This is a genomic window from uncultured Campylobacter sp., from assembly GCF_938030685.1.
Taxonomy (GTDB): Bacteria; Campylobacterota; Campylobacteria; order Campylobacterales; family Campylobacteraceae; genus Campylobacter_B.
The window spans coordinates 1-12641 of sequence record NZ_CALHHX010000229.1 but is presented as its reverse complement, the minus strand read 5'-3'; the positions used below and the strand labels follow the sequence as shown (position 1 = coordinate 12641).

Here is a 12641-nt window from a genome sequence, read left to right as displayed (position 1 = left end):
AGGATGACCGCGCAAGCAGCATGCGCACGAGCTCCGGCTCGCTTGGGATGCTGATCCCGATCATCAGGTTTTTGCTCGGCTCAAAGATCGGGCGCATAGTGCTCGTAATCGGTGTGGTGGCGTATTTTATGGGCTACAACCCTTTGGCGCTTTTAGACGGAGGCGCTAGCACGCAAAGAGAACCGACGGACAGCCCGCAGGAGCAAGAGAAGCTCGCCTTCGTCTCGGCGGTGCTAGCTCAAACCGAGGATGTTTGGGGCGAGATATTTAAAAGTGCGGGCGCGCGCTACGAGGAGCCCGGGCTTCGGCTTTTCCGCGATCAGATCGTAAGCGGCTGCGGCTTTGCAAGCGCGCAGACGGGACCTTTTTATTGCCCGAGGGACCGTAAAATTTATCTGGATCTCGGCTTTTTCGACGAGCTTGCAAATAAATACAAAGCGGGCGGTGACTTCGCGCAGGCCTACGTCATCGCGCATGAAGTGGGGCATCACGTTCAAAATTTAGTCGGCACGCTGGAGCAGGTCGCCACTCTAAAAAGACGCGCTCGCAGCGAAGCCGAGCAAAACGCGCTTCAGGTCAAAGTCGAGCTACAGGCGGACTGCTACGCGGGGGTCTGGGCGCATTATCTCGCAAAAACAGGGCGCGTACTTGAAGCGGGCGACATCGACGAGGCGCTAAATGCCGCCAGCGCGATCGGCGACGATACGTTGCAGCGCAAATTTAGCGGTCGCGTCGTGCCCGATTCCTTCACGCACGGCACCTCGGCGCAGCGCAAAGAGTGGTTTAAAAAGGGCCTAGCAGGCGGAAACCTAAAGGCTTGCTCGTTTGAGCCGTAAAATGTATACTCCAAGTCCGTAAATTCTGCCATCTCATGTTTGAGCGCAGTGCGAGATCCTTTTCTGCGCCGTTGCAAATTTGTCTACAAAACCGCCGTCTAGCGTTTGAGCCGTAAGGCGCAGGCTTTTAGCTAGCTTGTGGGCTAGATCAAGGCGGTTTAAATTTTAAAATTTAGCTCTAAAATGAGGGCTTGCCTTTTAGCATAAATTTTTATCAAGATATATGCGAGTAGACCCGCTACAGGCAAAACACTTGTTTTAATTTAAAATTTTTTACCCGCGCTCTTTGTGCTTAAATTTTTTAAAAATTCCGCGTACTCCGCCGCGCCTTTTTCTATCTGTTCGGTACTACTTTCGTAATCGACGCCCGGCGTCTCCTCGGCGCCGTAAAACGCGAAAAATCCGCGCCAATCGGCGTGAAAATAGTAGCGGAATGCCAGCTCAAACGGCGCTAAAATCTGCTCCATCGTGAAATGATACCGCCCGCTAGGCGCGTAGTCGGCGCACTTGATGCCCGCGCTCACCGCCAGCGCCACGGCCCGCCCGCGCATACCCTCGCTCGTGCGCCCGTAAGCAAATCCATACGTCATCGTCGCATCGATCCAGCTTTTTAAAATCGCGGGCGAGGAGAAATTATGCAGCGGAAATTGCAGCACCAGCGCGTCGTGGGCTTTGATTATCGCGCGCTCGCGCTCGCCGTCTATTTCGCCGCTAGGATACTCGCGCGCTAGGTCGCGCACGGCGAAGCTTTGCGCGGCGCCCTCTTTCAAAAACCGCTTGTTTATGAGCGAATTTTCAATGTCGGGGTGAGCTAGAATGATTAAATTTTTTCATATTTTTCCTTTAAAATTTTGGTTTGGGGCGATAAAATTTGCCGCTAAAATCGCAGATAGAACTCCGCTTTGAAATTTTATTTTCAAATTAGCGGCGGAATTCTAAGGCAAAATTTCAAAGCTAAATTTGAATGCCAAAATTTCGGCGCTTAAATTTGACGCCAAAATTCCATAACAAATTTCAGTGCATAAATTTCATATAATTAAAATTTAGCGCCCAAATATGCCGGGGCCCTGTTTCGAAACGCCGCTTGGCGCTTTACTTCCCCGCAGCTAGCAGATCCGCGAGCATCTTTGCCGCGTGATCCTTTGCCTTGACGCTTTTATAGACCTTTAAAATTTTGCCGTCTGCACCGATCAGAAAGGTCGAGCGCACGATGCCCAGATACTCGCGCCCGTAGTTTTTTCGCACCTGCCACGCGCCGTATAGCTTGGCTACCTCGTGCTGCGGATCGCTCAGCAGGATGTGCTTTAAGCCCTGCTTGGCGATGAAGCCCGCGTGGGATTTGGCGCTGTCGGGGCTGATGCCGACGATCACGCAGTCTGCGGCGATGAAATCATCGTACGCGGCGCTAAATTCGCACGCTTCGGTCGTGCAGCCGGGGGTATTATCCTTGGGGTAAAAATACAGCGCGACCTTTTTTCCCGCAAAGTCCTTTAGCGAGACGCTCGCTCCGTCAGCGTTTTGCAGCGTAAAAGCGGGCGCTACGTCTCCTGCTTGCAGCATGATTTTGCGCTCGCGATCCTCTGCGCTAAACTCGCCTTCGATCTGTGTTTTTCTCTGCATATCGTGTCCTTTTTTTGAAATTTTCGGGCTGGTAGCCCAAATCGCGGCTAAATTTTAATCTTTTTTCATAAATTTATCCTTGCTTGGATGAAATTTTGCTCCGTGCCGCAGCCGCGCGCAAAACGACCTGCGCGAAGAGGCTTAAATTTAGCGGCTCATGATATAATTTTGCGCGAGTTAAATTTAAAACCCGCCCGCAGCTAGTAAATTCATAAAATTTACGCCCGGTGCGCGCGCAAAGGAGCAAAATGGCACGGCTAAAACTCAGGACTGAAATTTTATGGCGGAAGCGACTTGAAAACGGTATATTTGACGCCATCGCGCCCACTCAGGATCCGTTCGACGCGGACGTATTTTATGTCGCGGACGGCTGGGGTAGCTCTTACGCTTCGATGCGCCTGCGCCGCATGAGCTTTGCTACGGGCGAGGAAACGGCTAGCGCGCTGCTTCGAAATGCCGTGCGCTGCATGCATTTTAGTGCAGACGCGCAGCATATTTTCGCCGTGACCGATAGCAAAATTTACCGCCTGCGTAGGGGCTCGCTGCAGATAGATGAAAAATACGAAAAAGGCGTGCCTAAATACTCCGACTTCGTCGCGGGGGATGAGCAAGGCGGGCTTGTTTTGCTAAACCGCTCTGGCGGCAACGTTGCAGTCTTTAACTACGCGCAGGGCGGCGTGAGCAAAAAGCGGCTAAAGGATGAGGGCTGTCGCCTGCTGCTGCGCGGCAGCGATGGGCGCTATCTTATCGCATCGCCGGTGCGAGGCTGCGTGCAGCGATACGACGTCGCAAAAGGTAGGGTCGAGATACTCTTTGAGGTCGGCACCTTTGATGCCGCGCAGCTTGATAATGCGGGAAATTGGTACTTTCATCTCCCCGCTAAAATTTGCGACGGGCACGGAGAAGGCGCGCGGATGATCTTATCTGGTAAAATTTTAATGCTCGGCGCGGACGGGGTGCGTAAAGATTGGGATACGGGAGTTAAATTTAAGCAGATGCGCCTTAGTGCGGACGAAAAGTCGTTGCTTTTGCAGAGCGAAAACGGCATTTGACGCTTTTTGCCGAGCGTTGGGCGGATTGAAAGCGAGATCCTTCTAGACGGGGGCGAGCGACTGGATGCCTTTTTTGAGCAGCGAAATTTAATACTTTGCAGCGTAAAAGAGGATGGCGGGCAAAGCCTTATCGCCAGACAAATTTTAGAATTTTAAGCGAGTGCAGGAGTTTGATTTGCGGCGCGGGCATGAAAGCGCTTTTAGTGCGCGATAGTGCGCATTGCGACGACGCGACGACGTATTTTGCCGCAGAGCTATGGCGCGACGGGCGCAAAGTCACGTTTGGCGGCGTTTTTAGTCCGTGAGCGAGCGGGAGATTTATCGCGGCGGCTCTTGGCGCGGTCGGCGTGAGCGACGCGGACTACGACAAGGCTCTAGCCTCTGCGCGTGCGCAAGAGATCCTAAAAATATGGGACGAGAGTTACGACGTGGCGGTGCTGCTGCAGGGCGTACCGGCGTTCGTCGTCGGTAAGTATCTGCTAAACGTACAGGCGCTTGGCTCAGTGGGTGCTATGACCGAAGCGATCAAAGAAGTGTTGGTGAAATAATGGACTACAATATCGAAAATAAGGGCTTCATCTGCTTTGTGTATAACTTGCAGCGAAGGCGGCGTTTTGAGCGACGTTGTTTGCGGTTTTGGCGGTTAAATTTATCTTGTGCGAGCTGTTTTTAGGCGGTACGGTAGTTGGCGGGCTCGTAGTGAAGCTGCGCTTTGCGACGTTTTTTAGCTCGCGAGCGAGCGGGACGGTCGGTGTATTTAGTCGCTCGCAAAGCCCTTTGTCGGTCTTATTTAGGCTCGCGCAGGCTACCGCTCGGCATACCGGTCTGATACGCGGCGTCGCTAAGCGAGATATTATCGCCGTTTTAAAGTTTAATCGCTACGATTACCGTGCGAGCAGAGTCTGATCCGGCAAATTTCTGCTCCCTCGCGAGCAAAAAACGCTTCGTTTTCACAACCCTTCTTAATCTACTTTTAGCTTTTTAACGATATGATTCTACAAATTTTAACAAAGGATACAACATGAAAACGCTCGTGATCTTATCGCATCCCAATTTCGCCGCCTCGCGCGTGAACAAAGCCCTATCGCAGGTCGCAAAGGGCGCTGCCGGCGTAGAGGTGCGCCATTTGGAAGGGCTTTACGGCACCGATACTGCGCGCATTGACGCCCGCGCAGAGCAAGACGCGCTATTGGGCGCTGAGCGCATCGTATTTTTGTACCCGATGTACTGGCTAAACGTGCCGCCTATGCTAAAAGCCTATATCGACATCGTCTTTTCGCACGAGCTGGTGGGCTCCGGCGCGCTTAAGGGCAAGGTCCTGCAGCTGGCGCTAAGTGCTAGTACGCCGCTTAGCGAGTACTCCAAACAGGGTGCGATCGGCTTTAGCATGGATGAAATTTTAACGCCGCTTAAGATTGCGGCAAACTACTGCGGGATGGACTTTGCCGTGCCGTTTATCAGCGGTGGGTTTGAGCCCGGCGAGTTTGGCGACGATGCCGTAGATGCCGCAGCCGCACGCTTTGGTAAGCTTTTGCGAGGCGAGTTGAGTCCCGGCGAGTTTCAAATTTAGTAAAGCAAATGCTCGCTACTCGCGGCTACGAGCCGAAATTTTACAAGAGTGATTTTATCCGCGGAATCTATGCCTTTTAATGAGCCGATCGGCAAAAGCTCAAAGTGGATCGAAACACGCTATGGATGGCTACGACTAATACGTGCGTGCACTCGTCGTAGCCAGTGTTGATTGCTTGCAAGGTACAAGTGTATTTAAAATGTGCACATCGGCTAGCTAATGTTGTCATCTATGGAAGCACGAATGGCGTTCGGCTCGCAGTCATCGACATAAAAACTCACCATGTTTTATTTGCGCAAGAGTGGTTAAATTTCGCAGCAAGCGGCAAAGTAGGGGGTGAAGTGTGTGTCGTGATCTTTGGACCGGGTCTGGGTTTTGTGAAGCAGTCTTTGTCGCGCTTGGAGAGTTTAAATTTTAAAATTTACCGCATCGCGTAGTATTTTGCAAAACATCGTACCGCCGCCGCGAAAAGATATGCCGAGCCTGCCGCTGTAAAAGTGTGATGATCGGTCATTACCGAGCAAAGTAGCGCCGCAGCAAGCGCGTAAAATATGAAAGCGCATTGCTATAAGCGAGCGGGCAGAGTGAAGAGGAGCCCGCGTTTCATAGATATCTCGTGCTAGTGGGGCTTGCGCGATGAATGGATGCAAATCCTGCGCAAAATGCGCACTGCGGTAAAATAGGGTAAGACCGCTCTTGGTGTGATTGGGGCTGGATGTCGCGCGGGGTGTATCTGCGCGCATGAGAGAAAAGAGCGCTTATAGCGCGATTTGAGCTGCTACGAAATTTGATTTATCAAAAGAGATTTTTGAAGAAGGAGCGAAATTTATAAAATTTCACTCTTTGATTTTGTGATGTTTAAAGCGTGCACATCGTTTCGCGTAACGCAGGATTATTTTACGCCGACGATGATTTGAGTAGCTTTGATGATTGCGGTTACTTCATCATCTTTTTTAAGCGCTAAATTCTTAACCGATTCGTTTGTGACGGTTGCGCTTAAATTCTCGCCGCCGGCGCTTCTGACGCTGATCTCGGCATTTACCGCACCCTCTTTAACGGCGGTGATTTTGCCCTTTATCTGGTTGGTCGCGCTTAAGCGTAGATCGTTCTCGCCTTTGGAGATGATGACGCTTGGGGCTTTGAATAAAAATACCGCCTCTTTGCCCGCTTTTAGATCTAGACCTTTTTCGGAATCGGTCGTAACGGTCGCTTTTAGCACGTCGCCGCCCTTAGTTTTGCCTACGATTAGCGAGTTTACCGCACCTGTTTTTACCTCTGTGATCACAACGTTAAGTTGATTCCTTGCACTGATTGCCATTTTTGGCTCCTTCTAAAAAAATATGGGCGAATATTAGCGGCAAATTCTTAAATGAAATTTAAAAATGCTGCGTGTAATAAACTAATTTGATTTGTTGCGAATTTATATTAAGTCCACTTTTTAAATTCCTAGCTTATGATATGAAAAATAGCGCTAAAAAATAGATGAAATTCTAAATTTGCATATATTAAATCGAGTTATTTTCCTTGAAATTTTATTTGCTTTTTATAAAATTTTGCGTTTTTTAAAGCTCTGACGCAAAATTTGGCGTTTGTTTTATGCGCATGCGAAGTGCACATCCGGATAGAAAATTTATCTCAAATCGCGTCTGGCAAGGCTTTAAAAGCACTCCGCTTAAGCCTCTTCGCTGAATTTTACGCCTCGCACATCGGTTTTACGAGTGGATTGGCGAGCGAGGCGATTTTACATTTGCTTTAAAATACAGCTATCGGTGCGTTTTGTGCCAAAATTTCAATGTACCTTGCTTTGTAAAAAATCACGCAGAATCATCGCATGGTTGCAGTGCTCGTCCTTTGCGGCGTATAGTAGCGTGACGACCGGCTCGTTTTTAACCTTTTTCAAAAATTCGGCCACGGCGGGATTTTGCTCAAGCTCAGCTAGGTAAAGCTCCTTAAAATGGGCGAAATTCTCAGGCTTATGCGCGAAAAGCTTGCGTATTTCGGTGCTAGGCGTTATGTCCTTTGCCCACATATCAAGCTCCAGCGTGTCTTTTTTTATGCCACGCGGCCACAGTCTATCGCAAAGCACGCGAAAACCATCCTCTTCCTCCGCGCTCTCATAGACGCGCTTAATTTTAAATTTTGTCATAGTTTGCTCCTTTAAATTTGCTAATCTTTGATGAAATAGTCGCCGTCGAAGCTTACGAGCGAGTACTTGCGCTCGCCCCCAAGCGCCTCTACGAGCTCCGGTACGCTAAGAAACGTGAGGCTGTCGGCGCCTATAAATTTGCAAATTTCATCCGTGCTCATGTTTGCGGCGATCAGCTCGCGCACGCTCGGCGTGTCGATGCCGTAGCGCTCGGGATACTTTAGCTCCGGGCTTGCGATGCACATATGTACGCGTGCCGCGCCCGCATGGCGCAGAAGCTCGACGATCTTTTTGCTCGTAGTGCCGCGTACGATGCTATCGTCCACGACGACGACGCTTTTGCCGTGAAGTGCCGCCGCGATCGGGTTTAGCTTGAGTTTGACCTTCAAATTTCGCACCTCTTGCGTCGGCTCGATGAAGGTGCGGCCGATGTAGTGGTTGCGCACGATCGCCATCTCAAAAGGGATTTTACTCTCTTGCGCGAAACCCAGCGCCGCCGGCACGCCGCTATCGGGCACGGGTACGACGAAATCGGCTTTTAAATTTTTACATTTTCGCGCGAGCGCAGCGCCCAGTTTTTTTCTGACTTCATATACGTTTTTGCCCTCTACGACGCTGTCGGGGCGCGCGAAGTAGATGTATTCAAACGCGCAAATTCTAGCCTCCGCAGCTTTTAAAATTTGAACCGAGCTGAACTCATCCTTGCCCTCTTCGAAGATCACCATCTCGCCGGGCTTTACGTCGCGGATAAACTCGGCTCCTACGAGATCAAACGCGCAGGTTTCGCTCGCGACGATGTAGCCGCCGTCTTTTAGCCTGCCGATGCTGAGCGGACGCACTCCGTAGCGATCGCGCACGGCAAACATCTTCGAGCGGCTTAAAATCAGAAGCGAATACGCGCCCACGCACTGCTGTAGCGCCTCGATGATGCGGTCTTTTAGATGCTCCTGCTTGCTGCGTGCGATGAGATGCAGGATGTTTTCGGTGTCCATGCCGGACTGAAAGATCGCGCCTTCGCTTACGAGCTTGCGGCGAATTTCGTCTTTATTGATCAAATTTCCGTTATGAACGATAGAGATCTCTCCTAGCGCGTAGTTGCCAGCTACCGGCTGCGCGTCCTTTAGGCTGTCTGCGCCCGCGGTGCCGTAGCGGTTGTGGCCGATCGCGATGTTGCCTTTTAAAATTTCAAAACTCGCGGGGCTAAAAACCTCCGTCACGAGCCCTGTAGCTTTGATCGTTTTGATATGATGGTTGAAGCTCGAGCTGATACCGCTCGCCTCCTGGCCGCGGTGCTGCATGGCAAAAAGCCCGTAATACGCGGTTTTAGCCGCACCTTCGGAATTTATAACTCCCACGATTGCGCACATTTTCTAACCTCTTAAATTTTATTTTTTAGAAATTTATCTATATTTTGTTTTATCATTGACGGCTCGCCGTCCGGCATTTTGCCGACGCCTCATCAAACAGATCGGCTGAAATTTTAAACCTCTCGGCGATATTTTCTCCGCCTTTGGCGTAGCTGCCGAATAGCCCGACTTTGTAAATTCCAAAGCTTTCAAGCTCGGGCTTTAGCTCGCGCAAAAAATTTAAAATTTCATCTTTGGTTGGCATTTTTTCCTCTTAAATTTGGCCGCAAAGCCTAGATTCCTAAGCAGTCGTCGATGCCGTAAAGCCCGCTATTTTGCGATGCTAGCCATACCGCTGCCTTTATCGCGCCTCTGGCAAAGGTCGCGCGCGAAGTCGCTGTATGATTTAGCTCGATGAACTCGCCCTCGCCGTAAAATCCCACGGTGTGGCGCCCGACGATGTCTCCGCCGCGTAGCGACATCACGCCGATCTCGTCCTTGCCGCGCTCGCCGATGAGCCCGTCGCGACCGCTTACGCGCACGTCTTTTAAGTTTAGTTCGCGCGCACTTGCAGCGCTTTCCGCAAGGCTCATCGCCGTGCCGCTTGGGGCGTCTTTTTTGTGGCGGTGGTGCATCTCTAAAATTTCGCAGTCAAAATCGCGCAGGCTCCTGCTGGCAAGCGCTACGAGTTTGTTTAACACCGCGACGCCTAGGCTCATATTCGTAGCGTGTAGTACGGGCATCTTCGCGCTGCACTCGCGCAGTAGCCGCTCGCCCTCCTCTCCCAGAGCCGTTGTGCCGATACAAAGCGGCTTTGGGTGCGAAAGCGCAAATTTCATTAAGCTTATCGCGCCGTCTCGGATCGTGAAGTCTATCACGACGTCGCAGCCGCTAAAAAGCTCGTCGTAGCTGCTCGTTACGGCACAGCTCGGCGCATAATCAAGCGGCGCGACCGTGTAGATCACGCTTGCTCGCGCCTGATCGAAATTTTTCAGGCACTCGTAGATCATCGTGCCCATTCTGCCGCTTCCGCCGTGAATTCCTATATTTATCATCACCGTTCCTTTAAATTTAGTCCGCTTAGTATAGCCAAATTTTGCTTACACTACCTCTCTACGCCGAGATTTAGCGGGATAAAGCTGTTTTGTTTGAGCTCGGCTTCGCTTGGTTTTTTGATCTCTATGTGAGAGGCGCTTACGCCGCGCTGCACGAGTGCCGCTTGCACGGCGGCCGCCCTGGCAAGGGCTAACTCATCAAGACGCGAACGGGTAAATTTCTGCGCTCCTATCAGCTCCTCCATCGCCTCATCGCCGCCGGATTTGATGCCGTATTTGATCTTAAGCGCCGCTATGGCTTCATCCGTGGAGAGGCCTTGTTTATTGGACATTAGCGTGAGGGTATTTTGCAGAGAGCGCCTTTTAAACTCGTGAGTATCGAGCTTTTCGTTATACGCAGAGTTTAGGATGATCTTAAGTTCGGGCTTGGCTTTTGCGACCTTGGCTAAATCATCGATTTTAGAGTTTTCGCTGATCAAAATTTCACTGCTCGCCGCTTCAAAATCGATACTTTCGAGCTTTTTTGTATCTACGCCCGCGATCTTTCCCATAAATCTAAACGGGCTTAGCACGATGTCGGAGAGCAGCTTTTTGACTGCGCCCCAAACCAGCGCGCCGTAGCTAAATTTCGGATCGCTCAGCGTGCCGCTTAGAGGCAGGCTAATATCGATCTGATCGTCGCTGTCTTTTAGGATCGATACGACTAGACCGATCGGAAGGTTCAGCGCGTCCTTGCTCTGCACCTCTTTGCCAAGCTCAAAGCGGTCTAAATTTAGATCATTGCTTGCGTTTAGCTTACCATCGTCGATTTTGTAGGCAAGTTTTAAATTTAACTTGCCGCCCGCGATTTCATTGCCGATATATTTGGCGGTATAGGGCGATGCGGGCACAAGCGGAATCTCCTTTAAAACGACGTTTATATCGCTTTTGCGTTTAAAATCCAGCGGATAGACGCGCGCCGTGATGCTCGCTAGCCCGCTTCCGCTTACGAGCGAGCTAAATTTGATATCCGCCGCTCGCTTCGGGCTGATCTCGCTGATGCTTGCTTTCATATCGCTGATGCGCAGTTTAAAGGGCGCCGCTAGGCTCTCGTCGGTAAAATTTAAACTTCCGCCGCTAAGCGAGATGTTTTTTACGCTCCACGCAAAGTTTGCCTTGCTTTTTGCGGATCTGCTAGGCGCAGCTTCGGCGGGCTTTGCGGCCTGTTTTGCCTGCGCGGCGGGCTTTGTCAGCGAGAGCAAATTTAAACGCCTGTCTTTATTTAGCGAGATATTTGCCGCAGGCGAGCCAAGAGCGATCTTATTTAGCGTGAGAGAGTTTGGGCTTAGCGCGATTTGCGCGACATTCAGCGACGCAAGGGAGAAAATTTTATCCCTACCCGAGCTTAGCGCCAAGCCCTTGCCCGATAGCTTTGCTTCGAGTGAGAATGTGTTTGAAAGCTTCAGCTGCCCTTGCGTAGCGAGCTCGCCCGCGATGGAGCCCGTGATAAATTCCGCTGCGTATTTGTTAAAGGCGCTTAAATTTGGCGCATTTAGGCTGAAGCTCACACCTACGTTAAGCGGCGCGATGCTAGCCTTGCCGTCCGCGTTAGCGGTGATCTCGCCCGTGATAAGGCTTGCTTTGATACCGAAGGGCTCGGCGAAATTCGAGCTTAGCCCGCTTAATGTGGCGCTAAAATCCTTGATCTCGTGCACGTTGTTTTTAACGATAAAGCTCTCGCCGATCTTAGCCTGCGCGCCCGTTACGGAGGCTTCGCCGATCTTAAATTTTAAAGCGGGACTTTTGGAGGGCTTTTTAGAATTTAAATTTGTGCCGCTTGCCGTAGAATTTGCTTCCGCTTGGCTTACGGCACTAGAGCTCGCCGTTTTTTTGGGGCTCGCAGGATTTTTAGAGATCGCGCTTAAAATCGCCAGATCGTTTATGCTTTTGGCGCCGCTAACGCCCACCTCCGAGTTAAAAAACGGCTCGTTTAGCAAAATTTTATCCACGCTGAGATTTAGATCCGCGACGTTAAATTTCACTCCCTGCACGCCGAAGCTTTCAAATCCGCTAAAAATTCCGTTTTTGTTTGCGATTTTGGAGTTTGAAATTTTAGCAAATTTTAGACTTGCGCCGTTTTGCACGCCCTCCTTGTCGTAGCTAAACGCGCCCAGCTCGGTTGCGGCGAGTGAAATTTTATCGCTGCGCGCTAGCGTAATCTGCGTATCTGCGATATTAAAGGCGCCAAAGCCCGTATGAAGGGCTGTATCGTTACCTTCGGCGTTAAATTTCAAGAAATTTTCCGTGATTTTAGTATCGTTTGAGACGACCGAAATTTGCGGGTTTGCAAAGCTTGAGCGGTTTAGATCTACGCTTTTTACGGCGGAGTTTAGCCGCAAGTTCGCGCCCGTTTTATTAAAATCCAGCGCAAAATCCGCGACCTGCGCCCCCTCAAAGCCCGTGGAAATTTTAGTTTCGTTCATATCGTATTTTGCGTCCGAAAGCAGCACTTGCGGAATCATCACTTTACCTGAAATTTCATTCGAAATATCCGTATTTAGCTCAAAGCTCGGGATTTTTAGCGAGTCAAGCGAAATTAAGCTTTGATCTTGCAAAATTTCTAGGCTTTGCAGCTCGAGCTTTGAGTTTTCAAGCTCAAATTTTATATTTTCATCAAGGCTCAATCGGTAATTCAGCGTGGCGGAAAGAAAGCCGTTTTTAAGCCGCACGCCGCTAGGATCGAGATACGATAGCCAAAACGGATCGATTTTCAGCCGTTTAAGATCTATTTTGCCATGCAAGCGCAGAGGCGCCAGATCGATGGCTCCATCGAAGCTCAGCGCGTCATATGTACGCGAAACGGCGCTTAAATCGTGCTCACCGATCGTTTCGTCCTTTAAGCTTAGCCCGTTGATCTCATAATTTAGATCGGTCGAAATGAGCGAAAACGGCTTTTTTAGGGAGTTATCGATGTAGCCCAGGGAGCCGCGCTCGATCTTAAAATTATTCAGCGTGACGTTGAAGCTGGAGTTTTCAT

The 12641-nt window shown here is 50.5% G+C and carries 15 protein-coding genes; 7 read left to right on the top strand and 8 right to left on the bottom strand.

The window, feature by feature from the left end; translation table 11 throughout:
- Window positions 1-20: 20 nt before the first annotated feature.
- Window positions 21-836, top strand: coding sequence for a neutral zinc metallopeptidase (locus Q0369_RS11070; protein WP_298099944.1), 816 nt, complete (start codon window positions 21-23; stop codon window positions 834-836).
- A gap of 263 nt (window positions 837-1099) precedes the next feature.
- On the opposite strand, the gene Q0369_RS11065 is transcribed toward Q0369_RS11070, so the two are convergent.
- Both Q0369_RS11065 and bcp read right to left on the bottom strand, forming a co-directional pair.
- Window positions 1100-1654 (bottom strand): NAD(P)H-dependent oxidoreductase, encoded by a 555-nt coding sequence (locus tag Q0369_RS11065; RefSeq protein ID WP_298099941.1) that lies wholly within the window; start codon window positions 1652-1654, stop codon window positions 1100-1102.
- Window positions 1655-1928: 274 nt separating this feature from the next.
- Window positions 1929-2456, bottom strand: coding sequence for a thioredoxin-dependent thiol peroxidase (bcp, locus tag Q0369_RS11060; protein ID WP_298099938.1), 528 nt, complete (start codon window positions 2454-2456; stop codon window positions 1929-1931).
- Between the two features lie 248 nt (window positions 2457-2704).
- Between bcp and Q0369_RS11055 the strand changes: the two genes are divergently transcribed.
- The 6 genes from Q0369_RS11055 to Q0369_RS11030 all read left to right on the top strand — a co-directional run bounded on the left by Q0369_RS11055 (window position 2705) and on the right by Q0369_RS11030 (window position 5515).
- Window positions 2705-3508 carry a hypothetical protein gene (locus Q0369_RS11055; protein ID WP_298099935.1) on the top strand — a complete coding sequence of 268 codons (804 nt, stop codon included), beginning with the start codon at window positions 2705-2707 and terminating at the stop codon, window positions 3506-3508.
- Window positions 3509-3514: 6 nt separating this feature from the next.
- Window positions 3515-3664 carry a hypothetical protein gene (locus tag Q0369_RS11050; RefSeq protein ID WP_297997752.1) on the top strand — a complete coding sequence of 50 codons (150 nt, stop codon included), beginning with the start codon at window positions 3515-3517 and terminating at the stop codon, window positions 3662-3664.
- 191 nt (window positions 3665-3855) lie between these two features.
- Window positions 3856-4056 (top strand): hypothetical protein, encoded by a 201-nt coding sequence (locus Q0369_RS11045; protein ID WP_298099932.1) that lies wholly within the window; start codon window positions 3856-3858, stop codon window positions 4054-4056.
- Window positions 4057-4132: 76 nt separating this feature from the next.
- The gene (locus Q0369_RS11040; protein WP_298099929.1) at window positions 4133-4414 is read left to right on the top strand and encodes a hypothetical protein; all 282 of its coding nucleotides are present in this window, start codon (window positions 4133-4135) and stop codon (window positions 4412-4414) included.
- A gap of 115 nt (window positions 4415-4529) precedes the next feature.
- A complete protein-coding gene (locus Q0369_RS11035; RefSeq protein ID WP_298099925.1) occupies window positions 4530-5078 on the top strand; it encodes an NAD(P)H-dependent oxidoreductase in 549 nt (182 codons plus the stop codon).
- Between the two features lie 188 nt (window positions 5079-5266).
- Window positions 5267-5515 (top strand): hypothetical protein, encoded by a 249-nt coding sequence (locus tag Q0369_RS11030; protein WP_298099922.1) that lies wholly within the window; start codon window positions 5267-5269, stop codon window positions 5513-5515.
- A 455-nt stretch (window positions 5516-5970) separates the two neighbouring features.
- Here Q0369_RS11030 and Q0369_RS11025 read toward each other — a convergent pair whose 3' ends face one another.
- The 6 genes from Q0369_RS11025 to Q0369_RS11000 all read right to left on the bottom strand — a co-directional run.
- Complete coding sequence (locus tag Q0369_RS11025; protein WP_297915305.1) at window positions 5971-6396, bottom strand: TOBE domain-containing protein; 426 nt, start codon at window positions 6394-6396, stop codon at window positions 5971-5973.
- Between the two features lie 471 nt (window positions 6397-6867).
- Window positions 6868-7224, bottom strand: a complete 357-nt coding sequence (locus Q0369_RS11020; protein ID WP_297880249.1) for a DUF488 domain-containing protein — start codon at window positions 7222-7224, stop codon at window positions 6868-6870.
- A 20-nt stretch (window positions 7225-7244) separates the two neighbouring features.
- Entirely contained in the window at window positions 7245-8591 is a 1347-nt protein-coding gene (gene purF, locus Q0369_RS11015; protein WP_298099917.1) for an amidophosphoribosyltransferase, read from the bottom strand.
- Between the two features lie 52 nt (window positions 8592-8643).
- A complete protein-coding gene (locus Q0369_RS11010) occupies window positions 8644-8835 on the bottom strand; it encodes a nucleotidyltransferase domain-containing protein (protein ID WP_298099914.1) in 192 nt (63 codons plus the stop codon).
- Between the two features lie 28 nt (window positions 8836-8863).
- Window positions 8864-9625, bottom strand: coding sequence for a 4-hydroxy-tetrahydrodipicolinate reductase (dapB, locus tag Q0369_RS11005; RefSeq protein ID WP_298099910.1), 762 nt, complete (start codon window positions 9623-9625; stop codon window positions 8864-8866).
- A 50-nt stretch (window positions 9626-9675) separates the two neighbouring features.
- A partial coding sequence (locus Q0369_RS11000) for a DUF748 domain-containing protein (protein WP_298099906.1) occupies window positions 9676-12641 on the bottom strand: 2966 nt, incomplete at its 5' end.

What these genes read in the sequence shown, in the direction of transcription:
- Q0369_RS11070 (WP_298099944.1), top strand. Translation starts at nt 21, where the DNA reads ATGCGCACGAGCTCCGGCTCGCTTGGGATGCTGATCCCGATCATCAGG.
- bcp (WP_298099938.1), bottom strand. Translation starts at nt 2,456, where the DNA reads ATGCAGAGAAAAACACAGATCGAAGGCGAGTTTAGCGCAGAGGATCGC.
- Q0369_RS11055 (WP_298099935.1), top strand. Translation starts at nt 2,705, where the DNA reads ATGGCACGGCTAAAACTCAGGACTGAAATTTTATGGCGGAAGCGACTT.
- Q0369_RS11035 (WP_298099925.1), top strand. Translation starts at nt 4,530, where the DNA reads ATGAAAACGCTCGTGATCTTATCGCATCCCAATTTCGCCGCCTCGCGC.
- Q0369_RS11025 (WP_297915305.1), bottom strand. Translation starts at nt 6,396, where the DNA reads ATGGCAATCAGTGCAAGGAATCAACTTAACGTTGTGATCACAGAGGTA.
- Q0369_RS11020 (WP_297880249.1), bottom strand. Translation starts at nt 7,224, where the DNA reads ATGACAAAATTTAAAATTAAGCGCGTCTATGAGAGCGCGGAGGAAGAG.
- purF (WP_298099917.1), bottom strand. Translation starts at nt 8,591, where the DNA reads ATGTGCGCAATCGTGGGAGTTATAAATTCCGAAGGTGCGGCTAAAACC.
- Q0369_RS11010 (WP_298099914.1), bottom strand. Translation starts at nt 8,835, where the DNA reads ATGCCAACCAAAGATGAAATTTTAAATTTTTTGCGCGAGCTAAAGCCC.
- dapB (WP_298099910.1), bottom strand. Translation starts at nt 9,625, where the DNA reads ATGATAAATATAGGAATTCACGGCGGAAGCGGCAGAATGGGCACGATG.